General features: G+C 41.2%; 21 protein-coding genes, 1 rRNA gene, 1 other RNA gene and 1 other annotated feature. Of the genes, 5 read left to right on the forward strand and 18 right to left on the reverse strand.

Translation table 11 applies throughout. The features are described 5' to 3' along the window. Positions 1 to 300 precede the first annotated feature (300 nt). The 10 genes from ACQKKO_RS20930 to ACQKKO_RS20975 form a co-directional block, all read right to left on the reverse strand. Positions 301 to 564, reverse strand: coding sequence for a pro-sigmaK processing inhibitor BofA family protein (locus ACQKKO_RS20930; RefSeq protein ID WP_203091020.1), 264 nt, complete (start codon positions 562 to 564; stop codon positions 301 to 303). A 70-nt stretch (positions 565 to 634) separates the two neighbouring features. Beyond that, entirely contained in the window at positions 635 to 856 is a 222-nt protein-coding gene (locus ACQKKO_RS20935; protein WP_498650598.1) for a YaaL family protein, read from the reverse strand. Between the two features lie 14 nt (positions 857 to 870). Next, positions 871 to 1467: a recombination mediator RecR gene (gene recR, locus ACQKKO_RS20940; protein WP_203091022.1), complete on the reverse strand. Its 597-nt coding sequence runs from the start codon at positions 1465 to 1467 to the stop codon at positions 871 to 873. An 11-nt stretch (positions 1468 to 1478) separates the two neighbouring features. Then, complete coding sequence (locus tag ACQKKO_RS20945) at positions 1479 to 1790, reverse strand: YbaB/EbfC family nucleoid-associated protein (protein ID WP_203091023.1); 312 nt, start codon at positions 1788 to 1790, stop codon at positions 1479 to 1481. 16 nt (positions 1791 to 1806) lie between these two features. Then, entirely contained in the window at positions 1807 to 3516 is a 1710-nt protein-coding gene (dnaX, locus tag ACQKKO_RS20950) for a DNA polymerase III subunit gamma/tau (RefSeq protein WP_498650601.1), read from the reverse strand. Between the two features lie 134 nt (positions 3517 to 3650). After that, an RNA gene (gene ffs, locus ACQKKO_RS20955) (signal recognition particle sRNA large type) lies at positions 3651 to 3917 on the reverse strand. A gap of 66 nt (positions 3918 to 3983) precedes the next feature. Beyond that, complete coding sequence (tadA, locus tag ACQKKO_RS20960) at positions 3984 to 4499, reverse strand: tRNA adenosine(34) deaminase TadA (protein WP_498650603.1); 516 nt, start codon at positions 4497 to 4499, stop codon at positions 3984 to 3986. Positions 4500 to 4608: 109 nt separating this feature from the next. Beyond that, positions 4609 to 6186 carry a glutathione ABC transporter substrate-binding protein gene (locus ACQKKO_RS20965; protein ID WP_498650605.1) on the reverse strand — a complete coding sequence of 526 codons (1578 nt, stop codon included), beginning with the start codon at positions 6184 to 6186 and terminating at the stop codon, positions 4609 to 4611. A gap of 205 nt (positions 6187 to 6391) precedes the next feature. Continuing rightward, entirely contained in the window at positions 6392 to 7999 is a 1608-nt protein-coding gene (locus ACQKKO_RS20970; protein ID WP_498650607.1) for a glutathione ABC transporter substrate-binding protein, read from the reverse strand. A 293-nt stretch (positions 8000 to 8292) separates the two neighbouring features. Then, the gene (locus tag ACQKKO_RS20975) at positions 8293 to 9906 is read right to left on the reverse strand and encodes a glutathione ABC transporter substrate-binding protein (RefSeq protein ID WP_498650608.1); all 1614 of its coding nucleotides are present in this window, start codon (positions 9904 to 9906) and stop codon (positions 8293 to 8295) included. Positions 9907 to 10241: 335 nt separating this feature from the next. On the opposite strand from ACQKKO_RS20975, the gene ACQKKO_RS20980 reads away from it, so the two are divergent. From ACQKKO_RS20980 to ACQKKO_RS20995, 4 genes are read left to right on the forward strand one after another with little or no spacing between them, the layout of a single operon-like run. Further along, the gene (locus ACQKKO_RS20980) at positions 10242 to 11138 is read left to right on the forward strand and encodes an ABC transporter permease (protein WP_498650609.1); all 897 of its coding nucleotides are present in this window, start codon (positions 10242 to 10244) and stop codon (positions 11136 to 11138) included. A 17-nt stretch (positions 11139 to 11155) separates the two neighbouring features. Beyond that, positions 11156 to 12076: a nickel ABC transporter permease gene (gene nikB / locus ACQKKO_RS20985; RefSeq protein ID WP_498650611.1), complete on the forward strand. Its 921-nt coding sequence runs from the start codon at positions 11156 to 11158 to the stop codon at positions 12074 to 12076. A gap of 39 nt (positions 12077 to 12115) precedes the next feature. Further along, positions 12116 to 13144, forward strand: a complete 1029-nt coding sequence (locus ACQKKO_RS20990; RefSeq protein ID WP_498650613.1) for an ABC transporter ATP-binding protein — start codon at positions 12116 to 12118, stop codon at positions 13142 to 13144. After that, positions 13119 to 14132 (forward strand): ABC transporter ATP-binding protein, encoded by a 1014-nt coding sequence (locus ACQKKO_RS20995; protein ID WP_498650615.1) that lies wholly within the window; start codon positions 13119 to 13121, stop codon positions 14130 to 14132. Before ACQKKO_RS20990 ends, ACQKKO_RS20995 begins: the two co-directional genes overlap by 26 nt. A gap of 40 nt (positions 14133 to 14172) precedes the next feature. Here the strand turns inward: ACQKKO_RS20995 and ACQKKO_RS21000 are convergent, their stop codons facing one another. The 7 genes from ACQKKO_RS21000 to guaB form a co-directional block, all read right to left on the reverse strand. After that, a complete protein-coding gene (locus ACQKKO_RS21000) occupies positions 14173 to 15369 on the reverse strand; it encodes an NRAMP family divalent metal transporter (RefSeq protein WP_498650630.1) in 1197 nt (398 codons plus the stop codon). Between the two features lie 121 nt (positions 15370 to 15490). Further along, a complete protein-coding gene (locus ACQKKO_RS21005) occupies positions 15491 to 16279 on the reverse strand; it encodes a carbon-nitrogen family hydrolase (protein ID WP_498650617.1) in 789 nt (262 codons plus the stop codon). A gap of 18 nt (positions 16280 to 16297) precedes the next feature. Further along, the gene (gene serS, locus ACQKKO_RS21010) at positions 16298 to 17569 is read right to left on the reverse strand and encodes a serine--tRNA ligase (protein ID WP_498650619.1); all 1272 of its coding nucleotides are present in this window, start codon (positions 17567 to 17569) and stop codon (positions 16298 to 16300) included. A 72-nt stretch (positions 17570 to 17641) separates the two neighbouring features. Beyond that, positions 17642 to 17852 (reverse strand) — a binding site (T-box leader). Next, entirely contained in the window at positions 17853 to 18443 is a 591-nt protein-coding gene (pdxT, locus tag ACQKKO_RS21015) for a pyridoxal 5'-phosphate synthase glutaminase subunit PdxT (RefSeq protein WP_498650632.1), read from the reverse strand. It abuts the feature before it with no gap. Between the two features lies 1 nt (position 18444). Next, positions 18445 to 19329, reverse strand: a complete 885-nt coding sequence (gene pdxS, locus ACQKKO_RS21020; RefSeq protein ID WP_498650622.1) for a pyridoxal 5'-phosphate synthase lyase subunit PdxS — start codon at positions 19327 to 19329, stop codon at positions 18445 to 18447. Between the two features lie 75 nt (positions 19330 to 19404). Further along, positions 19405 to 20739, reverse strand: a complete 1335-nt coding sequence (locus tag ACQKKO_RS21025; protein WP_498650625.1) for a D-alanyl-D-alanine carboxypeptidase family protein — start codon at positions 20737 to 20739, stop codon at positions 19405 to 19407. Positions 20740 to 20857: 118 nt separating this feature from the next. Further along, positions 20858 to 22315, reverse strand: coding sequence for an IMP dehydrogenase (guaB, locus tag ACQKKO_RS21030; RefSeq protein WP_498650627.1), 1458 nt, complete (start codon positions 22313 to 22315; stop codon positions 20858 to 20860). A gap of 146 nt (positions 22316 to 22461) precedes the next feature. On the opposite strand from guaB, the gene ACQKKO_RS21035 reads away from it, so the two are divergent. Then, the gene (locus ACQKKO_RS21035; protein ID WP_498650628.1) at positions 22462 to 23421 is read left to right on the forward strand and encodes a YaaC family protein; all 960 of its coding nucleotides are present in this window, start codon (positions 22462 to 22464) and stop codon (positions 23419 to 23421) included. Between the two features lie 291 nt (positions 23422 to 23712). Here ACQKKO_RS21035 and rrf read toward each other — a convergent pair. Next, positions 23713 to 23796, reverse strand: a 5S ribosomal RNA gene (rrf, locus tag ACQKKO_RS21040); the annotation flags it as partial.

Below are 23796 nucleotides of genomic sequence, written 5' to 3' on the forward strand. Positions count from 1 at the left end.
AACAAGTTATTTTTTGCGACTTTTTATACTAATGAGATATCGTGTATCTCTTCGTACGCTTGGCTTTTGTTCAGTTTTCAAAGAACTCATTGTCGTGTTGGCGACTTAATTAATATAACATACATCTGCGTAGAAAGTAAAGAACTTTTTTTGAAGTTATTTTAGTACTTATCTGACAGCAAGATATAATTTACCACGTCCACAAACAAAAGGCAACTACTTTTCAAAAGAAACGTAAAATCTTTTTATTATGCACAAACCCTCATTCGCAGAAGCCACGAATGAGGGTTTGTTAACTCTTTATAAAATGAATTGCTTCACAACTACTAATAATACGAGACCAGGAACACCTAGTAACCCTGTAATCGTTGCAGTAATAGGATTAATCGGTATATGAATACCTGTCCATCCTCCAGCCGCATTTAATAGAAACAGAAGTAACAAACCTATCACAAGTTTAACAGCGACATTTCCAACGAGTCGAATGGGTCTCATTGGTGCTCCGACAGTCAGCAATAAGATGACCGCTCCCCCTAACAATGCATAAAGAATGATTGGATCCATCTCTTTCCCCCTACTCTGCATGTTCTTGGTTCAATGTATGTCCAAGCCCACAAAAAAAGAACAAACTGTCTTACAGTTTGTCCCTTCTTGCATGACGGGTTCTAGCTTCCCTTAATAGAAAAGAATATTTGGCTTCCGTCAGTTTCATACGCGCAATCACATCTTCAGATGGATCAACACTATGTTCGATAAGCTGCCTTTGATTATCATAACGTTCCTTCGTGACTTCTATGTGGTTCAGCAGTCGTTCATTCTCTTCCATTCTTAGCTTTCCTTTTTTACGAAAAAACAATGACCTCGCCTGCCTTACAATTCTCGTCTGCCTTCAATCGCTCTTGATAATGTTACTTCATCTGCATATTCCAAGTCTCCACCAACAGGTAATCCATGGGCAATTCTTGTTACCTTAATTCCTGTAGGCTTCACCAGACGTGAAATATACATAGCCGTGGCTTCCCCTTCAATTGTAGGGTTCGTCGCAATAATAACTTCTTGAATAGTGTCATCCTGCAATCGTTTAATAAGCTCTGGTACCTTAATATCTTCCGGCCCAATACCCTCCATTGGAGAGATAGCTCCGTGTAACACATGGTACTGGCCAGGGTATTCACGCATCTTTTCCATTGCCATGACATCACGGGATTCCTGGACAACACAGACCATGGATTGATCACGTGATTTGTCGTTACATATATAACATGGGTCTTGATCCGTAATATTGTGACAAACGGAACAATATGTTAAGTTCCGCTTCGCATTAACAAGCGCCTTAGCAAAATCAAGTACATCGTCTTCCTTCATATCTAATACATAAAAAGCAAGACGACTCGCTGTTTTAGGACCAATCCCCGGTAATCTCATAAATCCATCGATTAATTTGGCTATCGGTTCAGGATATTGCAACGGCTACCCTCCTAGAACATTCCTGGAATATTCATTCCTTTAGTGAATTTACCCATATCTTGTTCAACAAGCTCATCCACTAGCTTAAGAGCTTCATTTGTTGCAGCGATCACTAGATCTTGAAGCATGTCGATATCATCTGGATCTACAACATCCTCAGAAATCTTAATATCTAAAATACGTTTGTCTCCACTAGCCGTAACTGTGACCATTCCGCCACCAGCTGTTGCTTCCACTGTTTTTTCCTTTAGCTCTTCTTGAGCCTTAGCCATTTGCTTTTGCATCTTTTGCATTTGCTTCATCATATTACCCATGTTTTTCATTGTATAAATCCTCCATTCAATTTTGGTCTGCCCATTCAATTAAATCCTCACCGACGAGTTTGACGGCTTCATCAATAAGGGGGTCTGTTGTTTCCTGGTCCCCAGAAGAATGAGATGTCGCATCACTGTTTTTCTGTTCTTGAACGAACTCATCCTTTAACTTAGTCCAATGTGATTGCAGAATGGTAATGAATGTCATTCCTTCTCCAAGCACTTCTTGTAGCACTTCAAGCAAGGTCTCTCTAAACTTCGTATCCATCATATCACGATGCATCTCATTTTGAAATGCTAATAGAATCCCATCTGGAGCTGCTGCAACCGGTCGACTGTCGTTTAGCCACGCTGATCCAGGCACACTTTTTACTTTCATTCGTGCCGTGACATCTGGCCATTGCGAAGTAACCTGCTGAAGCTTTTGCTTTTCTGCTTTGGCAAGTAGCTCCTTCACCTGGCCAGTTGCCAAACGTGTTTGTTGCGGAACCTTCCTCGGACGCTTCTGTTGAGTTTGCGACTTTTCTTCTGACTTCGCTTGGATCCCTTGCTTTTGCAGTTGATTCAACATACTTTCAAGCTTCTTTACTTTTTCCTCAAGCTCAGAGGACGTTACTGACGATTCGATCTGAACAGACTCAGAACGAATGTTCGTTTTATTCATCAACTGGATGACAGCAAGCTCTATCATCATCTTAGGGTGAGTCGACCACTTCATTTCTTGTTGAGTGTTATTCATCGTCTCAATTCCATGATAAAGCCATTCGAAGCTCAACTCTTCTGTAAGCTTCTTAAAATGATCATCAACGACCGCCCGCTCCATTAAGTGAGCAGAATCAGGGGACGTTTTATATAAGAGAACATCTCGGAAATAATAAAGCAGGTCTTCAACAAAACGTTTAGGATCCTTCCCGTCCTTTAATACTTGATCAATGAGAGAAAGGAGCTCTGAAGCTTGTCCATTATGAAGATTACCCACCACATTTGCTAGTGCTTCTCTTGAAACAGCACCGGTAATTAACCGAACTGCTTCCGCATGAACTGTATCATCTGAAAATGATATAGATTGGTCTAGTAGACTTAACGCGTCACGCATTCCACCATCTGCTGCCTGTACAATAAGCTGCAAAGCCTCTTCTTCTACTTGAACATGATCTGCTTCAACAATTTCCTTCATCCGTCCAATCATCGCCCCTTGGGAGATCGGCTTGAAATCAAAGCGTTGACAACGCGAGATAATGGTAAGCGGGATTTTATGAGGCTCTGTTGTTGCCAATATAAAAATCGCGTGTTCTGGCGGTTCTTCAAGTGTTTTTAATAAAGCATTAAAGGCTCCTGTTGAAAGCATATGAACTTCATCAATAATATACACTTTATACCGAACTTCGCTTGGCGCGAACTTTACCTTATCGCGAATATCTCTTATTTCATCGACTCCGTTGTTGGAAGCCGCGTCAATCTCCATCACATCAACAATCGATCCATTTGAAATACCTACGCATGCTGCGCATTCATTACATGGTTCCGCTACCGGTGCTTTCTCACAATTGATCGCTTTTGCAATAATTTTAGCAGCACTCGTTTTTCCTGTTCCTCTTGGTCCTGAAAATAAATAAGCATGCGAAAACTTATTCTGAACAAGTGCGTTTTGCAAGGTCTTTGTTAGATGTGTTTGGCCAACCACATCCTTCAGCAGTTGCGGGCGCCATACTCGATACAATGCCTGGTAACCCATGCTGATATCCCGTCCCTTCTTTTTCTCTTTCTTCTATTATAGACATTTCCAAACGTAATTCATAGTTCAAGGAGAATAGACAAGAAAAAAAGCAACTGCGGCATGCGCAATTGCTTGAGTTCTATGTATATATACCGTGCACCTTTCTTTGATCATACCATCCCATGCGTTACCTAAGCAGTTGGCTCGGTCCAGGCAACTCTGCGGCACACGGAAGAATTCACTTACTGCTGCTTCCTTCCGGACCTGACAGGATTCATGAGTTTCCGTTGCGCAGAACCCAAACGTCAACACTACTTACTTAGGGCAGGCCAAAAGATGATATAACCTAGGAAAGGGATTCAGTCTCGCTCTAGCGGATTGCGAGTGACAGGGCACCGCTACCTCCCCACCTAGCACGGCAAAGTTGATAATATAGTTAGGCATCAATGAGTGATGCAAAGTTCAGTATACGGCAAAATCTCACTTTATGCAAGGTTCCCATCCCATTCAATCTTCCTTCTCTTCTTCTCTGCTCGTAACTTTCTAAAAAACGTTGTAAGCTGCGCCGCACATTCCTCTTCCAGGCAGCCTTCTATCACTGTACTTCGATGATTAAAACGAGATTCGTCTAGTAGATTCATGAGCGTTCCTGCACAGCCTGCTTTCGGATCAGAGGCACCAAATACAACCGTAGGAATTCTGGATTGAACGATCGCACCTGCGCACATTGGACAAGGCTCAAGTGTCACATAAAGCGTACAATCCTCCAGCCGCCAAGCTTCGAGTATCTTACATGCCTCTTGAATAGCAAGTAACTCCGCATGCGCTGTTGCACTTCGTAACTGCTCTCGCAGATTATGAGCCCGAGCAATTATTTCTCCATCCTTTACAATAATAGCTCCGATTGGCACTTCCCCTAAAGCCTCTGCCTTTTCAGCCTCTTTAATCGCTTGCCGCATCCAGTATGTGTGGTCTTGTTCATTCTCTCTAAGAGTGGACATCCTTCTCGCCTCCGACTTCATCTTTATGTATCGTAGCAGATGTTCTGGCCCCATCGCAATGAACGCAATAAAAAACCCGGAAGCATTATTTCGCTCCCAGGTTAGCAAATCATTCTTCAATATAGGCTTCGTGAAGCTTAAAGTCTCCACTTTGGTGACGCCATAGGTTTTTAACCTTATCACTAATTGCATTCACTTCTTGCTTGTGATGTGTGTACAGAAGTGGCGCTTCTTCTATTAAAATGTCTTGTACTTCTTTGTACATCGCCATGCGTTTTTCCTCGTCCATCTCGTGCTGAGCATCTTCTAATAACTGATCAACCTCTTCATTATCAAAGAAGGACTTGTTACCAGCTGCCCCTTGATTCATAGAGTGGAATAATGGTGACAAGGCATAATCAGCATCCCCTGTTGATGCACTCCATCCTAAAACAAACATATCATGATCGCCAGAGTTCGTACGGTCTAAGTAAGAGCCCCATTCCATCGTCTCTGTCTTTACATCAATACCTAATTGCTTTAGTTCCTGTTGTACGTAGGTAACTAAATCTACGCGCTCACGCTTATCATTTGTCCAAATGGTTGTCTCAAATCCATTAGGATGACCCGCTTCAGCTAAAAGCTCTTTTGCTTTTTCAATATCGTACCCTAAAGGCTCCACTGAATCATCAAAACCAATAATTTGTGGAGACATTGGACCAATGGCAGGTGTTCCGTATCCATTTAATAGATTCTCAATAACTGCTTCATTATCAATCGCCATTGAAATGGCCTGACGAACACGTTTATCATCAAACGGCGCTTTCTTTGTGTTAAAACCAATATATTCAATTCCCATACTGTTTGACTCAATAACATCTAATCCATCAGTCGCCTTCACTCGTTCTACATCAGATGGACTAAATGGATCTGATACGTGAGCACTGCCAGTCTCAAGATCAGCTAAGCGAGTACCATCTTCAGGTACCGTTTTAAATGTAACCGAATCTAGCTTAGCTGGTTCTCCCCAATAATCTTCATTGTTTACCAGCTTAATCTCTTGGCCCACATTCCATGATTCAAACTCAAAGTATCCCGAACCTACTGGCTGATTGTTAATCACACTTCCTGGTTTTTCTCCAGCTTCCATTGCTTCATAGTCATCTTCAATTGCTTTTGGACTAATCATTGAACCACCATTATGCGCAAAGCTATAAATTAATGGAGCAAATGGCTCCTCTGTTTTAATTTCAACTGTATATTCATCTACAATATTTACATCCGATATATTATCAAACAAATACCCTCTTGGAGATGCAATATCAGGATCCGTCACACGTTCAATATTGGCTTTAACCGCCTCTGCATTAAATGGTTCTCCGTCATGGAAGGTTACCCCTTCTTCTAGTTCAAAGCGAAGGGTTAGGTCATCCACTTGTTCCCAATTCTTAGCGAGGTTTTCTTCTATATTCATTTCCCCATCAAAGTTTACAAGCTTATCGTAAATATTAGACGCAACATTTCCAGATGGAACATCATTAGCTAAATGAGGATCCAGCGTGACTGCCTCAGCCCCCATATCAATGACTAGATCTCCGCCCTGACCATCTGTGGAAGCCTCATCTGTTGATCCGGAAGCTTGTGGCTCGCTTGCACATGCCGCTAACCCCACTGTTAGTAAACCAAGTAGTAAATAAGACTTTTTCATAAATATGCATCCTTTCAAACTCTTGATAGTATTTAAAAGATTCAAACATCTATTATCGAACTAATATATCTTATATTCAGACAATTTACGACTGTTTTTTCACCTTTTCTCATAAAACATGACTTTATTCTTATTAAATCGACATTTTCTTCAAATTAAAAAGCAGACCCTCATTTTTTGAGAGTCTGCTTTCATTTAACACATATTAGTCAACGTAAACGTCTTTCAACCAGAAGTCTCCAGTTGGGTGACGGTAGAAACCGTGAACAGAGTTAGCAACCGCATTTAGCTCAACCTTATGGTGAGTGTATAAAAGTGGCGCTTCTTCAATTAGGATTTCTTGAACTTGGCTATAAAGCTCGTTACGTTTTGTTGTATCTAGTTCATTTTTTGCTTCATCAAGTAATGCATCTACTTCTTCGTTCTCGTAGAATGCACGGTTACCTGCGTTACCTTTGTTTTTAGAGTGGAATAATGGCTCTAGTGCATAATCTGCATCTCCAGTAGCCGAGCTCCATCCAAGAACGAACATATCTGTGTCACCTTGAGCTGTTTGCTCTAAGTAAGCACCCCACTCAACGATATCAATATTTACATCTAGACCAACTTTTGCAAGCTCAGCTTGAACAAATGTAGCTAAATCTTGACGCTCCGTTGTATCGTTTGTAGAGATCGTGATTTCGAAACCTTCTTCAATTCCAGCTTCTTCAAGCAATTTCTTTGCTTCTTCTGGATTGTATTCAATTGGTTCGATACTATCATCGTATCCAATAACTCCTGGAGCGATTGGACCTTTTGCAGGTGTACCATAACCGTTGTATAGGTTATTTACAACATCTTCGTTATTAATAGCCATAGAGATCGCACGACGTACACGTACATCATCAAATGGTTCTCTTTCTGTGTTAAAGCCGATATATGAAACGTTTAAGCTATCAGATTGAACAATATCCATCACATCAGAGTTCTCAACGCGATTTACATCACTTGGAGCAGTTGGCTCTGAGATGTGAGCACTTCCTGTTTCGATATTTGCTAAACGAGTGTTATCTTCTGATACAACTTGGAATGTAACAGAATCAAGTTTTGCTTCCCCGTCCCAATGATCTTCGTTTTTTACAAGACGAACGAAATCACCAGACTTCCATTCTTCTAGCTTGAAGATTCCTGTACCAACTGGGTTTGTACCAATAACAGAACCGGATTTCTCTCCGTTTTCCATTGCTGCATAATCGTCTTCAATTGCTTTCGGGCTAATCATGCTGCCACCGTTATGTGCAAAGCTGAAAATCAATGAAGCAGAAGGTTCTTCCGTAATAAATTGAATGGTATAGTCGTCTACTACATTAATCTCTTGAATATCTGCGAATAAAAATGCACGCTGTGATGCAATTTCTTCGTCCGTAATACGTTCAATATTTGCTTTTACAGCTTCAGCATTAAATGCTTCGCCATCTGTAAATGTAACGCCTTCACGTAGAGTGAATTCAAGCGTGTTTTCGTCTACTTGCTTCCAGTCTTCAGCAAGACCGTTTTGAATATCCATTTCCTCATCAAAGAAAACAAGTGTTTCGTAGATGTTTGATTGAACATTACCAGAAGGTACGTCATTCACACCGTGTGGATCAAGTGAAACAAGTTCAGACTTTGTATCGATGACTAAATCGCCACCAGTACCTTCTTCATTTCCAGCAGCTGCATCGTCATCACCTGAACCAGAATTTGAATCAGGCTCACTAGCACATGCTGCTAAACCAAAGCTTACTAATAGAATAAGCATCCACATTGAAAGATGTTTTTTCCCTAACTTCATTGTATTTCCCCCTTAAACATTATATTGATGTATTAATCTTTATACACTATACATGATTTTAAATAGTTAGACAATAATTTTAGTTTACTTTTTATTTTTGCACATGTTTGTATTATCAGATTTATCAAACACTACCAAGGGTTAGAATCTTATTTCAGGAAAGCGTATTCAGTATTTTTTATATTATCTGAAAATAACAAAACAAGCGAGAATTGCTTCTTAATTACGTTAGTTGAACACACGAAAAAAGCGGGTGTCCATTGATTATGGACACCCGCTCTTATTTTTACTATTTAATTTAGTGTAACATCCTGAAGCATTAGTCTTCTTGTCGGATGCTGCCACAGTCCTTCTACACTGTCACTAACTCCAAGTAAGTAGTCTTCATGGAACAGTGGATATACAATTGCTTCATTAGCAATGATATTTTGAGCTTCTTCATATTGACCTAGACGTGCTTCCTGGTCTTCGTTTTGACGAGCAGACATAAGCAGCTCATTCAGCTCTGCGTTATCTGTAAATGTACGGTTACCCGCTGAACCAAATTGCGATTCATGGAATAGAGGGAAGAGACCATAGTCCCCATCACCAGTAACTGTAGACCAGCTTAGAACAAACATTTCTTGTTCTCCATTAGCCGTTGACTCTAGGAATGATGCCCATTCCTCCATTTCTATGCTTACATTTACGCCAATTTCAGTTAGTGCCTGTTGAACGTTCTCAGCAATGTTCTGACGCTCACGGTGATCACTTGTGTTAAATGTAATGGAAAGTTCTCCTTCGCCATAACCCGCTTCCTCTAAAAGGGCCTTCGCTTCTTCAGGATCATATTCAATGACATCAATGTCTTCACTATAACCATACACCTTAGGAGCAAGTGGACTCTTTGCTTCTAGTCCGTGTCCGTCATAGATTCCTTGAATAATACTATCCTTATTAATAGCCATCGATAATGCTTTACGTACGTTTGGATCATCGAATGGTTCTTTCTGTGAGTTAAATCCAATATACATCATCGCTACACTCTCAGTAGAATCGACATGCATTCCGTCTGTTGATTCAATTTGAGAAACATCACTTGGGCTTAACGGATCAGCAATGTGAGCCGCTCCTGTGTTTAAGTCAGCAATACGCGTTCCATCCTCAGGTACCACTCGGAATGTTACAGAATCAACCTTTGCAGGATCACCCCAATAGTTTTCGTTTTTCGTTAACTTGATTTCGTTTCCTGGAGCCCAGTTATCAAATTTAAAGTAACCTGTTCCTGTTGGCTCATTGTTCAAAACCGTTCCTGGTTCATCGCCATTCTCCATTGCTTCATAGTCTTCAGCAATTTTCTCACCACTCATCATTCCACCACCTGTGTGTGCTAGGTGAGCAGGAAGAGGTGCAAATGGATACTCAGTGATGATTTGAACTGTGTAATCATCAATAACCTTTACTTCTTCGACCATATCGTAAAGAAATGCACGCTGTGATGCTACGTCCGGATCAAGAATACGATCTAAATTCGCTTTTACAACTTCCGCATTAAAATCAGAATCATCGTGGAATTTGATCCCTTCACGTAATTTGAATTCCCATGTATTCTCATCTAACTGTTCATAGCTCTCAGCCAGGCCTTCTTTAAGTGTAAGATCCTTGTCATGATAGACAAGAGTTTCATAAATGTTTGATGCTACGTTACTTGAATATGTATCGTTTGATTTATGAAGGTCGAGAGAAACTGCATCAGATGCTAGAGAAATAATAAGATCTCCGCCTCCTGAACCTTCATTCTCTGACGTTCCTTCCCCGTCTCCTGTGGCTTCCCCTTCATTACCTGTTGGCTCACTCGCACAAGCTGCCATAAAAACAGAAAGTGCCAGTAACAAACTAAAAAAAGTTGTCTTTTTTAAATTTTCCAAGTTTTTTTACCCCTCTCACTTTTGTGTTTATTCAGAAAATTTCTTAATCACTATACCTTAAAACTACTTTAAGATTCAATACTTTTCTTGACAATGCTTCCAATCAGGACTTTGTACCTAACTATTCTCTTTAGTGCTGACACAACAGCACTCATGTGTAGTCGCGGACGACAGAATCTGGCATTTTAGTAGAAATAATTTGTAAGATTATTTTTCATTAATAGTTTTTTTGTTTTTTTATGGGCTGATCATGGTATAATCTATCAACGTGAGTACAGGCTGGATAAGGCTTTACACGTTACTATGATTCTCCTAAAGAAAGGAAGTTAGAAGCTATGCAAGAACAACAACCACCCAATCAATATGCGCCGGCTCCTGTTGAAAACCCTCGGGTTAAAAGCATGAAGAGCTTTTTCAAGCGTTTAGCTCGTAATAAACCGGCTATGGTTGGAGCTTTCTTAATTGTCTTTTTAATGATCGTAGCATTAATTGGTCCATACTTTACAACGCTTGAACCGAATGCTCAAGACTACTCTGTAAAATTAGAAGGACCCTCTGCTGACCATTGGTTAGGGACTGACCACCACGGTCGGGATATCTTTACACGTATTATTCACGGGATGAGCTTAACCTTTTATGTAGGGTTCTCGTCTGTCGCACTAGGTTCCATTGTTGGAACCATTTTTGGTGTCGTTTCTGGTTACTATGGTGGTCGTTTAGATACGCTGATCATGCGTATCACAGATATCCTCCTTGCATTTCCAGGGATCTTACTCGCACTTGCGATTGTTTCTGTTCTCGGACCATCCATGAATAATGTAATCATTGCGGTTGCGTTGTTCTCTGTACCAGTATTCGCGAGGATTGCCCGTGGCTCTGCTCTAACTGTTCGTAAGCTTGAATACGTTGATGCAGTGAAAGCCTTAGGTGCAAGTGATTTCCGTATCATCTTTAAACATATTTTACCGAACATAACATCACCACTCATTGTTCAAGCAACCTTAAGTATTGCAACAGCAATCCTAACAGCTGCTGGACTTTCATTCCTAGGACTGGGTGCTCAGCCTCCAACTCCTGAATGGGGAGCCATGCTTGCAGATGGACGAAACTACATGTACGATGCTGGCCACGTAGCGCTCTTCCCTGGACTAGCCATTGTTCTTGTTGTTTTAGCATTTAATATATTTGGTGATGGATTACGTGACGCGCTTGATCCAAAGCTTAGAGATTAGAAAGGAGAGCCGATTACATGTTAACCTTCATCATCAGACGTCTCATTCAAACGATTCCTGTTTTACTTGGCGTAACGATTATTACATTTAGTTTAATTCATCTAATCCCTGGTGACCCCGCGCAAATTCTTGCCGGAGAAGCAGCATCAGGAGATCAAGTAGAACAGATGAGAGAACGTTTAGGCTTAAATGAATCATTGCCTACACAATATTTTAATTATTTAAAAGATGTCGTCACTCTTGATTTTGGTACATCAATTCGTAACGGAAGACCGGTTGGCGATGAGATTGGTGCCAGGTTTTGGGTAACCGTAGAGCTTGCTTTATATAGTACGATTTTTAGTATCATCTTAGGAATGATTGCTGGGATTATCTCTGCAACAAAGCGTTACAGCTTCGCAGATACTGGTATCATGATTATCGCTTTATTTGGTCTGTCTATGCCTAACTTCTGGATGGGACTTATGCTCATTCAATACTTCTCTATTAACCTAGGCTGGTTCGCCTCTTCAGGTTGGGGAACATGGCAACAGATTGTTCTACCAGTGGTTACACTCGGAACAACTGGAGCTGCAATCATAGCGCGTATGACACGTTCAAGTATGCTTGAAGTTATTGGACAGGATTACATACGTACGGCCCGAGCTAAAGGGGTTAAAGAACGCTATGTTATCTATCAACACGCACTTAAAAATGCAATGATTCCTGTTGTTACAGTAGTAGGACTTCAATTCGGTTCACTACTTGGAGGAACGGTACTTGCTGAGTCGGTATTCGCGATTAACGGAATGGGTCGTTTAATTATTGATTCTATTCGTTCACGTGACTTCCCTATCGTTCAAGGAACTGTTCTTGTTGTTTCACTACTATTTGTTATTGTAAATTTACTTGTTGATATAGCATACAAGGTGTTAAACAAACGAGTCGACGTCGACTGATCGTATTAACTACTCTTAATGAAAGGTGTGTGAATTCTCATGGGTAATGAATCTATTATTAAAATCCGTGATCTTCGCACCTCGTTTTTCACTCAAGGTATGGAGGTTCGTGCTGTTGACGGTGTGACCTTTGACGTACCAAAAGGCAAAACCCTTGGTATTGTTGGTGAATCAGGCTCTGGTAAAAGTATCTCAGCTATGTCGATTCTACGATTAATTCAGAAACCAGGGAAAATTGTTGGTGGGGAAATTGAGTTTAAAGGCGAGGATTTAACAAACAAAAGTGAAAGTGCTATGCGCAAAATTCGTGGAAATGAAATCTCAATGATTTTCCAGGAACCAATGACATCACTAAATCCTGTTTATACGGTAGGACAACAAATTGGTGAGTCTTTCCGCATTCATGAGAAGCTAGGCAAAAAAGAAGCCATTAAGAAATCAATTGAAATGTTAAAGCTGGTTGGAATTCCATCACCAGAAAAACGTGTTCATCAATATCCGTTTGAATTATCAGGTGGAATGCGTCAGCGTGTCATGATTGCAATGGCTCTTGCCTGTAATCCTGATCTATTAATTGCAGATGAACCAACAACAGCACTTGATGTAACGATTCAAGCTCAGATTCTTGAATTGATGAAGGATCTACAAAATCGTCTGGGCATGTCAATCATCATGATCACCCATGATCTTGGTGTCGTAGCAGAGACCTGTGATTATGTAGCCGTTATGTATTGCGGTAAAGTTGTTGAGTATGCAAGCGTGGAGGAGCTATTTGCAAATCCTCGTCATCCATATACCGTTGGATTACTTGAATCCCTTCCACGTCATGACGTTGATGTAGAAGGTGAAGATCTTTCCGTTATTAAAGGATCTGTTCCAAGTCCGGCAAACATGCCAGCAGGTTGTCGTTTTGCACCACGTTGCCCACACGCAAGCGAGATCTGTAACACGTTACCAGACTTAGAAGTAGACGAAAACGGAAATCAAATACGCTGCTGGATCTACTCTGATAAGTGGGACGGCGATCCGGAGGTGAAGGTTCATGGAACAAGAACTACTCAAGGTTAATGATCTCAAGCAGCACTTCCCCATCAAGGGAGGAATGCTTGGTCGTACAGTTAACCATGTTAAAGCAGTAGATGGTGTCTCCTTTGCAATTAAAGAAGGAGAAACCGTTAGTATTGTTGGTGAGTCTGGCTGTGGTAAATCGACCACGGGTCGTGCCATCCTACGTCTGGATGAACCAACAAGTGGTGAAATTGAATTCCAAGGCAAAGACCTTCTTTCAATTAGCAAATCTGAGATGCGTAAGATGCGTAAAGATCTACAGATCATTTTCCAGGATCCATATGCATCAATCAATCCGCGTCAGACGGTTAGACAAATCCTTGAAGAAGCAATGGAAATTCAAAATGCGGTTCCTAAGAAAGATCGTGAGAGCCGAATTAAAGAATTGATGGATACAGTAGGTCTAGGACCACACCAAATTGATCGCTATCCGCACGAATTTAGTGGTGGACAAAGACAACGTATCGGTATTGCCCGTGCGTTATCTGTAGATCCGAAGCTGATTGTTTGTGATGAAGCCGTATCTGCATTGGATGTATCCATTCAAGCACAGGTGATTAACCTGTTGAAAAAGCTTCAGCGTGAGCTAAAGCTTACGTATCTATTCATTTCGCATGATCTAGGTGTGGTACGCCACATTTCAGATCGCGTAATCGTTATGTATCTCGGACGTATTGTAGAGATTGGTGATAAGAAGTCTGTGTTTGATCAATCACAGCATCCTTACACTAAAGCCTTACTTTCTGCGATTCCTGTTCCAGATCCAACAAGCAAACCAAACCGGATAATCTTAAAAGGGGATGTACCTTCCCCCATCGATCCTCCTGCCGGCTGCCGTTTCCACACTCGTTGCCCGTTTGCAACAGACAAGTGTCGTACAGAAACGCCTGAACTACGCACAACAGATTATCTTAAAGATGGTCATATGGCTGCGTGTCACTACATGGAAGAGATTGAAGCAGGTACACGTAAACCAGCTTATACGTAAGCCACATAAAAAAAGGATGCCACATTGGCATCCTTTTTTATTATCCATTCCACAATTCTGCAATTCCACCGAGCGATATATATCCTGCTATAATCGTAACCAATACTGCAATGGCACCGAATACTATAAGCCAGGTAGGATGATGATAATCTCCAACAATCGATTTTTTTCTAGACGCAATTAAAACAGTTGTTAGTACAATTGGTAGAATCAATGCATTTAGTGACCCTGCAATGATAAGTAACGCTACAGGACGACCTAAGGCAACAAACACAATAGTTGATAATGCAATAAACCCAGCAATGATCCAGTTGTTATAACGATCAAAAAATGAGTGAAAGGATCGTAAGAATGAAATACTTGTATACGCACAGCCAATTACAGAACTAATCGCTGCTGAAAATAAGACAAGTCCAAAAATTTTATAACCCAAATCTCCTAATGCTACTTGAAAGACAGTCGCTGCCGGATTATCTCCATCCAAGGTATAACCCATTGTTACTACCCCAAGAACCGCTAAGAACAAGAAGATTCGGATTGCACTCGTTGTAAGAATGCCTAGATTAGCTGCCCTGCTTACAAATTTTACGTTTTCTTTGCCCGTAATTCCGGCATCCACTAATCTGTGCCCCCCAGCGAACGATATATATCCTCCTACGGTACCACCAACAAGCGTAACAATAGGTAGAAGCAGGCTTGTAAAGTTGTCAGGTAGAACAGCTTTTACTAAGGCTTCTTGAACTGGAGGGCTAGTACTAAACATGACGTAGCCTACCATAACTATCATAATAATTCCTAAAACCTGAATAATTCGGTCCACTATTCTCATTGCATCTTTAATTAAGAAAAGAATGATTGCGATCGCTGCTGTTATCGTGGATCCCAATAAAACTGGAATTCCAAAGAGAGCATTTAAACCAAGCCCAGCTCCCGCTACGTTTCCAATGTTAAAGGCAAAGCCTCCAAAAACCATTAAAATAGCTACGAACAACCCAAGTCCAGGCAATACACCTCCAGCAATATCTTGCCCTCGCATCCCGGACACGGAGATCACTCTCCAAATGTTCATCTGTGCTCCGATATCAATAACGATTGAAGCAAGAATAGCGAAGGCAAAGCTTGCTAAAAGTTCTTGTGTAAAAACGGCAGTCTGGGTCAGAAAGGCAGGTCCAATGGAAGAGGTAGCCATTAAGAAAATAGCTCCTCGTATAAAAGAGTTTCTCTGCTTATCACTCATATGAGTATGCGTAAGTGGTGAATTGCTCAAGGATGTATCACTCTCTTTCTTTAGCATGATTCTAATTAGGACCAATTCTTTATACTAGTCGAATTAAAAGGTATTCAAGATGCTATTTCGACTAATAAAGATCCGGACGTCTACTTGAAAAGACGGGGACCTCTTCTCTAACCTTTGGAACCTGGTCTAATGTTAAGGTAATCTTGAGGGTTTCCTCATTATCTTTACCAGCCTGCGCCAAAATATCTCCCCATGGATCAATCACCATGGAAGAACCAGCAAATTCAACTCCATCATACGTTCCAATTACATTACTTGAAACAACATAGCATTGGTTTTCAATCGCCCTTGCCACTTGTAACGCTTGCCAATGTGCCGTTCTCGCTTCAGGCCACTCTGCAACAATATGCAGGACCTGTGCGCCTTCTAACGCCAGAGACCTAGCAAGCTCCGGGAAACGCAGGTCATAACAAATCATAACCCCCATTTTAATGCCATCAAGCTCAAACACATGGCCAATCGAATCGCCTTCTGTTAGATAAGCTGGCTCATTTAACATAGGAACTAAATGAGCCTTATCATATTCATAAACAAGTTCACCCATTTTATTCACAACTAGGGCTGTATTATAGATGCCGCCGTCTCTTTGATTAGCGACAGATCCACCTATTACATGAACATCATGTAGTCTTGCTAAATCCTGTAAAAAAGGAAGAGTGGTTTCAAGATCATGCTCTGCAATCTTTGATAAATCAGGCAACGTGTATCCCGTCGTCCACATTTCTGGAAGCACAAGAATGTCTGGCTTCTCCCCTGCGTCCATGACTGCATGAACCCATTGTTCAACCAGCTTATAATTTGCCTGTGGGTTACCAGGTACAAGCTGAATCTGACAAATCGCATATCTCATCTTAAACCACTCCTTCGATTAGATAATTGTTTTTCCGCCCATATATGGCTGTAACACTTCTGGAATTGCAATGGTTCCATCTTCTTGCTGATAATTTTCAAGGATGGCAGCTACTGTACGACCTACTGCAAGACCAGAACCGTTTAATGTATGAACGTGCTCTGCTTTACCTTTCGCTTCTCGTCTAAAGCGGATGTTTGCCCGACGTGCCTGGAAGCCTTCCACATTACTACAAGAAGAGATTTCGCGATACTCTCCATAGCTTGGTAGCCATACTTCAAGATCATATGTTTTCGCAGCAGTGAAGCCCATATCTCCAGTACATAGCGTTAATACACGATATGGAAGATCTAGAAGCTGCAGCACTCTCTCTGCATTCTCCGTCATTTTTTCAAGCTCTGCATAAGAATCTTCCGGCTTACAGAAGTGAAGCATTTCTACCTTATTAAATTGATGCTGACGAATTAATCCACGTGTATCACGTCCTGCAGAACCCGCTTCAGAACGGAAGCATGCACTGTATGCAGCATAACGAAGTGGCAATGTATCCCCTGCAATGATCTCGTCACGGTATAAGTTTGTTACTGGTACTTCTGCAGTTGGAATTAAGAAGTAATCCTCTTCACGGATTTTAAATGCATCCTCTTCAAACTTCGGAAGCTGCCCCGTTGCAAACATGCTATCACGGTTTACCAGATACGGAGGCAGGATCTCCTCATAGCCATGTTCATCTGCATGAAGATCCATCATAAAGTTAATCAGTGCACGTTCAAGTCGTGCACCCATACCACGATAATAAACAAAACGGCTACCCGTTACCTTTGCTGCACGTTCAAAATCAACGATTCCAAGGTCTGTTGCCAGGTCCCAGTGTGGTTTTGGATCAAAAGTAAATTCGCGAATATCGCCCCATCTTTTTAATTCTTCGTTTTCTTCCTCTGTGGCACCAACTGGTACACTTTCATGAGGGAGGTTTGGCAACGTAGATAGAATTTCATCTAACTGTTCATCTACTTGAAACAGCTTTTCATCAAGCGCCTTAATGTTATCAGATACTTGTTTCATTTCTTGAATTAGCGTATCTGCATCACCTTTCTCACGTTTAATCTTTGCTACCTCTTGTGATACCTGGTTACGACGGCTTTTTAACTCTTCCGTCTCTACGATTAACGCACGGCGCTCACTATCAAGTTGTTCAAATTGATTTAATCCTTCGTGCTCACCACCACGTGTAGCCAATCTTTCCTTTACTGTATCTAGTTCTTTTCGCAATTGCTTAACATCCAACATGTTATATCCTCCTTTTAATCAATACCTTTGACTGAAACAAAAAAACTCTCGACCCCTCCATACATAGTGTATAGAAGGGACGAGAGAACCCGCGTTGCCACCCTTATAGCTCTTCGTAGTGAAGAACCACTCAAGGCCTGTAACGTAGGCAAGACGGAATGGTATACTCTATTCCACCATTCACTCAAGGGGGGATTCAAATACGGGTTGTTCCGGTTTTCACCAACCACCGGCTCTCTGCTACAATCCACAGTATTTTACTAGTCCCTATCATCACGTTTTCTTATCTCACTCTGTTTTGAGTTGCTTCTTTTACCATTGTAACAAAAAAACGATGCAAACGGAAATCATCTGTTAGCTCAGGATGAAAGGAACAGGTTAAATAATGTCCTTCTCTCGCTGCAACGATCTCTCCATTATATGTAGAAAGGACCTCTACTTGTTCCCCAACCTCTTCAATTAATGGGGCACGAATAAAAACAGCTCGCAGATCCTCTGCTACACCTTTTACATCAAGTGTTGTTTCAAAGCTTTCCCTTTGGCGACCAAATGCATTCCTCTGAACCTTCATATCCATCAGTTCAAGATGCGCAGAGTCTTCTCCGTTAATCTGACTGGCCATCAAAATAAGACCCGCACATGTACCGAATATCGGCTTCCCACTTTTACCGAATGCTTTTAGAGGTTCAAAGAAATCATACTGGTTAATCAGACGACGCATGGTTGTGCTCTCTCCACCAGGAAAAACGAGACCATCTACTTCGTCTAACTGTGCCGCTTTTTTTACGACTATCACTTCTGTATTCTCTGCCTGAAGGCTGCGTACATGCTCACGCACAGCTCCCTGCAAAGCAAGTACGCCAATCTTAACCATCTTACCAGCCGCGCTCTTGCATACGATCGCCAGGAGCAAGTGTTGAAATCTCCAAACCTTTCATAGCAGATCCAAGTCCTTTAGATACTTTAGCAATCAACTCATAGTCCGTATAATGAGTCGTTGCTTCAACAATCGCTCGAGCAAATTTCTCAGGACTATCTGATTTAAAAACCCCAGATCCAACAAAAACGCCATCAGCGCCAAGCTGCATCATTAGAGCAGCATCAGCAGGAGTGGCCACACCACCAGCTGCAAAGTTAACAACAGGAAGCTTTCCGGTTTCTTTAATCTCTAGAAGTAACTCATAAGAAGCGCCTAAGTTCTTGGCTTCCGTCATTAACTCGTCAGTAGACATGTTAGCAACCTTTTTAATTTGTGCCTGCATCATGCGCATATGACGAACAGCCTCAACAATGTTCCCTGTACCGGGCTCACCCTTTGTACGAATCATTGATGCGCCTTCACCGATACGGCGAGCAGCTTCTCCTAAATCACGCGCTCCGCAAACAAACGGAACGGTATAATCACGTTTATAAAGATGAAAGACTTCATCAGCAGGTGTTAATACTTCGCTCTCGTCTATGTAGTCTACCCCCATGGATTCAAGCACTCGGGCTTCTACAATATGACCGATACGTGCTTTGGCCATAACTGGAATCGAAACAGCATTCATAACATCCTCTACAATTTGTAGATCTGCCATTCTCGCTACTCCTCCAGCTGCGCGAATATCAGAAGGAACACGTTCAAGCGCCATAACAGCGACTGCTCCTGCTTCCTCCGCAATTTTTGCTTGTTCGGCGTTAACCACATCCATGATCACTCCGCCTTTTTGCATTTCAGCCATACCACGTTTTACTAGATCTGTACCTGTTTGACTCATCTTAACATCCCCCACAAATTAAATTTTTCTTTCAATCATGTGTTGTCTATTTCTATTGAATCAATCATTTAACTATTAAAACCAGCCTGTTACTGTGTCAGAAACAGATGTCCAAATGCCGGAGAAGAAGCTGCCAATACCTCTCATGCTCATTGTAAACCAGCTAGCCTTTTCAACAGCTTGATCGGCAACAAGTGGAGTTGAAGAAGATTGATTATCATATAGATATTCAACGTCCTCTTCTCCTTCATATGTTAATTGAACCTGACCTACTTCTTGTCCTTCTTCAAGTGGCGCAACAAACTCTCCATCTTCGTTTAAGAGCTCTGAAGATAACGTAACCTCTGGAACGTATAGCTCTTCCTCATCATTTTTAATGACTGAACGAAGCGCATCAGATGTAGAGATGGAAACTTCATTTTCCTTACCACCCGTTACAGGGATTACATCTTCTCCATCAGGTTTGTACCCTTCTGGTAGGAGCTCTGCCTCCTGGAAGTTGTTAAATCCATAATCAAGCAGCTTCTCCGTTTCATTAAAACGATCATCGCGTGTATTTGCTCCCATTACCACAGTAATTAAACGCATATCATCACGTAAAGCTGTTCCAGTAAAGGAATTACCTGCAGCAGATGTAAAACCTGTCTTAAGACCATCTGCGCCTTCATACTCATGGGCTTGGTTTACACCTGGTATCATCCAGTTCCAGTTTTCCATCTGGATTGTTTCGTCTTCACCAGCTTGGAATTCAAGCTCTGGAATACTAGCTGTATCAAGAACTTCTGGATAATCGTTTATTAAGTGGAAAGCAAGCTGAGCCACAGATTTTGCAGATAATTCATTTTCTGCGTTTGCATCTGTTCCCTCGGGATGACTGCCAGCTAGATCGCTGTTATTTAACCCACTTGAATTAACAAAGTTATAGCTTTCAAGACCAAGCTCGCCTGCTTTATCATTCATTAATTGTACAAAGTCAGCTTCACTTCCAGCAACGTGTTCTGCCAGTGCAATTGTTGAAGCATTAGCTGAATAAATAGCCATAGATTGATACAGATTTTTTACTGTGTAAGTGTAATCTTGTCTTAAAGGAACATTAGATAGTTCAGTTTGTAAAGATAATGTACGAACTGGGTCACTTATACTTACTTCATCATCCCAGCTAATTTTCCCTTGATCAATTGCTTCAAGAATTAAGTATTCACTCATCATTTTGGTCATACTTGCAATAGGTAGTTGATCATCTATGTTATCTGCGAATAAAATTTTTCCTGAATCGGCATCTACTAAAATCGATGCTGATGCATCAATATCTACAGCCGCATCTGCTTGCTGAGGATTTAATCCAATTGTTAATGCCAGCGATGCTGCCATCATTCCAAGTATTACTTTTTGTTTTGCTGGCTTACTCAAAACCTTCCACCTCCGCTATTTTTAACACAGAGGTAATTTTATCATATGCCTGTATAAAAAAATAGATAGAGTTAGACTCTATCTATTTGAAATACATTACAATTTAGCGTCAATGAAGTTAGACTGAATAGTTTGGTGCTTCTTTCGTTATATGAACGTCATGAGGATGACTCTCTCTTAAACCTGCACCACTAATCTTAATAAATTCTCCTGTTTCACGAAGATCAGAGATCGTTGGCGTACCAGTGTAACCCATACCTGCACGAATTCCACCTACTAGTTGGTGAATCGTATCGCTAAGAGGTCCTTTGTACGGTGTTCTACCTTCAATACCTTCTGGAACAAGCTTTTGATTATTTTCCTGGAAATAACGATCCTTACTTCCCTTTTCCATTGCACCAAGTGAGCCCATGCCACGATATACTTTAAACTGACGGCCTTGGTAAATCTCACGTTCACCAGGACTTTCAGAAGTACCAGCAAGTAAGCTTCCTAGCATAACGGCATGTCCACCAGCCGCAAGAGCTTTTACGATATCACCAGAATATTTAATTCCTCCATCAGCAATGATAGGCACACCATGCTTACGAGCTTCGGTTGCACAATCATAAATAGCAGTAACTTGAGGAACACCGATTCCAGCTACCACACGAGTCGTACAAATGGATCCAGGACCAATTCCTACTTTCACAACATCTACGCCCGCAGCAATCAAATCACGTGTACCTTCTGCTGTCGCGACATTACCTGCAATAATCGTTAGGGAAGGATATTGGTTGCGAATTTGAGCAATGCGGTCTAGAACCCCTTTAGAGTGGCCATGAGCTGTATCAATAACAATTGCATCGACTCCTGCCTCTACAACGGCTGCAATTCGGATTTCAGCATCCGCAGATACACCAATCGCTGCACCAACAACTAAACGCCCTTGAGCATCTTTTGCTGAGTTAGGGAACTCGATCACTTTTTCAATATCTTTAATGGTAATAAGTCCTTTAAGAGTTCCTTCATCATCCACTAGTGGAAGTTTCTCAATCTTATACTGCTGAAGGGTTTTCTCTGCTTCTTGAAGAGTCGTTCCAACAGGAGCAGTTACTAGATCCTCTTTAGTCATTACGTCATCAATTTTAATCGAATAGTCTTCAATAAAACGTAGATCACGGTTTGTCAGAATTCCAACAAGTTTGCGATTCTCATCTACAATTGGGACACCAGAAATACGGTATTTGCCCATTAAATGCTCTGCATCAAACACTTGACGATCAGGCGTTAGGTAGAACGGGTTTGTAATAACTCCACTCTCAGAGCGTTTTACCTTATCAATTTGTTCTGCTTGCTCTTCAATGGACATGTTTTTATGGATAATCCCAAGACCACCCTCTCGAGCGATTGCGATAGCCATTTGGTATTCCGTTACTGTGTCCATACCCGCACTAATAATAGGAATATTAAGCTTCAGATTTTCTGAAAGCTGTGTCTTTACGGACACATCACGCGGCAAGACCTCTGATTTAGCAGGGATCAATAGTACATCATCAAACGTTAAACCTTCTTTTTGAAATTTATTTTCCCACATGATGTGAATCATCCTCCCACAATAAAATAGTAAAGTTCCTCAGAATATTATTAGTAGCGTATCAATTGGGTAAACTACTGTCAAGAAAAGGCGTTAAGTACTACTTTTCTGAATATACTAACGATAATGTTGAGAGAGTGATTCCTTTGAGTGACCCATTCATCCCTTTTGAATCAATTAGCTACACGAAGCGTTTTTTAGCTGACTGTTACGAACGTAAATCTTTTGCCAATGCCAAAACCGTTAGCTATCAAACCAGCTATTCATTTATTTACCACCTTCAACAAGGAAGGCTCTACCTGCAGCAAGCTGCAAAAGCTCCCATCGAGATTAAACCTATGCTTCTTTTTTATGGAATCGTACAGATGTTAAAAGCCTGTGTGTTAACCGTTGATCCTTTTTATCCAGAGAACTCTACTGTCCTTGCCCATGGTGTCACCGCTAGAAAAAGAAAGAAACAAGGATACCGGTTTTTGGATGACGAAATAAAAGTACAGAAGAACGGTCTTTTTCTCCATTTTCTCGACAAAATGTTTCATGTGAAACAAATGCCGGATGAAAAATATAAAATGAACTTCTTACTCAAACAAGTAGCAGATATGCATCCGCTGTACAGCACCATGCATAACCAGGACATTAGCATTGCAGTCACTCAAAAACCTCAATCCTATATGATCTCTGATTCTATTTTAGACGACTTACATATGACTGCTAATCGGTTTGGCTTATTTCTCGAACAGTCTCCCAATAGTAAAAGCTGGTTTCATCGACAAAAAGGTGTAACCTCTTTAAAACAGCAGATTACCATACCTCTCCACACTGCACCTACTCGTTTTCAAAGTGCACCCTGGTTATCTACTTGCGAGGGAGACACTTATCTTTTAAGAAAAAGAGATGACTACTGTTCCCTTCCTGAATTATCGATTCATTATCTCCTCCTTTATAACCTTAGTATGATCTGCCGCTATGAAGCCGAGTGGTGGGGAGAGCTGCATCATACCTTTGAAGGGGACGACCTTCCGTTTATCAAACAGTTTCTCGCAACGACTACAAAGAAACTTCCTCTTCTTTTTGAGCACTATCTTTTTTCGCTTAAAGAAATATGAGTGAAAAGGTGATGGGAGAAGCTGCAGCTATTCTATCTTGCTCTTATTGTAGTTCTCTAACTGCTTAGTAGTGGGTATGGAGTTCTTATATGAGTAGTTTGCTTCTTAGTAATCGAGGATGTTTTTAAATTTGAAGTGATGTGGTCTTGTTTCCCTCTCCAATTAACTTGATAATGACATATTTCTTGGTGCTTCCTCCCCTTTCTCCTTATTAACACACGTTCACTACTACAACTCCTTATTTTATAAACAAAAAAACCTTCCATCAAAAGATGAAAGGTTTTTATCAGTGCCCGGCAACGTTCTACTCTCGCAGGGGGAAGCCCCCAACTACCATTGACGCAGAAGAGCTTAACGGCCGTGTTCGGCATGGGA

This window comes from Alkalihalobacillus sp. NPDC127517, assembly GCF_050276055.1.
Lineage (GTDB): Bacteria > Bacillota > Bacilli > Bacillales > Bacillaceae_D > Alkalicoccobacillus.

What these genes read in the sequence shown, in the direction of transcription:
- ACQKKO_RS20930 (WP_203091020.1), bottom strand. Translation starts at nt 564, where the DNA reads ATGGATCCAATCATTCTTTATGCATTGTTAGGGGGAGCGGTCATCTTA.
- ACQKKO_RS20945 (WP_203091023.1), bottom strand. Translation starts at nt 1,790, where the DNA reads ATGAAAAACATGGGTAATATGATGAAGCAAATGCAAAAGATGCAAAAG.
- dnaX (WP_498650601.1), bottom strand. Translation starts at nt 3,516, where the DNA reads ATGGGTTACCAGGCATTGTATCGAGTATGGCGCCCGCAACTGCTGAAG.
- tadA (WP_498650603.1), bottom strand. Translation starts at nt 4,499, where the DNA reads ATGTCCACTCTTAGAGAGAATGAACAAGACCACACATACTGGATGCGG.
- ACQKKO_RS20965 (WP_498650605.1), bottom strand. Translation starts at nt 6,186, where the DNA reads ATGAAAAAGTCTTATTTACTACTTGGTTTACTAACAGTGGGGTTAGCG.
- ACQKKO_RS20970 (WP_498650607.1), bottom strand. Translation starts at nt 7,999, where the DNA reads ATGAAGTTAGGGAAAAAACATCTTTCAATGTGGATGCTTATTCTATTA.
- ACQKKO_RS20980 (WP_498650609.1), top strand. Translation starts at nt 10,242, where the DNA reads ATGCAAGAACAACAACCACCCAATCAATATGCGCCGGCTCCTGTTGAA.
- nikB (WP_498650611.1), top strand. Translation starts at nt 11,156, where the DNA reads ATGTTAACCTTCATCATCAGACGTCTCATTCAAACGATTCCTGTTTTA.
- ACQKKO_RS20990 (WP_498650613.1), top strand. Translation starts at nt 12,116, where the DNA reads ATGGGTAATGAATCTATTATTAAAATCCGTGATCTTCGCACCTCGTTT.
- ACQKKO_RS20995 (WP_498650615.1), top strand. Translation starts at nt 13,119, where the DNA reads ATGGAACAAGAACTACTCAAGGTTAATGATCTCAAGCAGCACTTCCCC.
- ACQKKO_RS21000 (WP_498650630.1), bottom strand. Translation starts at nt 15,369, where the DNA reads ATGAGTGATAAGCAGAGAAACTCTTTTATACGAGGAGCTATTTTCTTA.
- ACQKKO_RS21005 (WP_498650617.1), bottom strand. Translation starts at nt 16,279, where the DNA reads ATGAGATATGCGATTTGTCAGATTCAGCTTGTACCTGGTAACCCACAG.
- serS (WP_498650619.1), bottom strand. Translation starts at nt 17,569, where the DNA reads ATGTTGGATGTTAAGCAATTGCGAAAAGAACTAGATACAGTAAAGGAA.
- pdxT (WP_498650632.1), bottom strand. Translation starts at nt 18,443, where the DNA reads ATGGTTAAGATTGGCGTACTTGCTTTGCAGGGAGCTGTGCGTGAGCAT.
- pdxS (WP_498650622.1), bottom strand. Translation starts at nt 19,329, where the DNA reads ATGAGTCAAACAGGTACAGATCTAGTAAAACGTGGTATGGCTGAAATG.
- guaB (WP_498650627.1), bottom strand. Translation starts at nt 22,315, where the DNA reads ATGTGGGAAAATAAATTTCAAAAAGAAGGTTTAACGTTTGATGATGTA.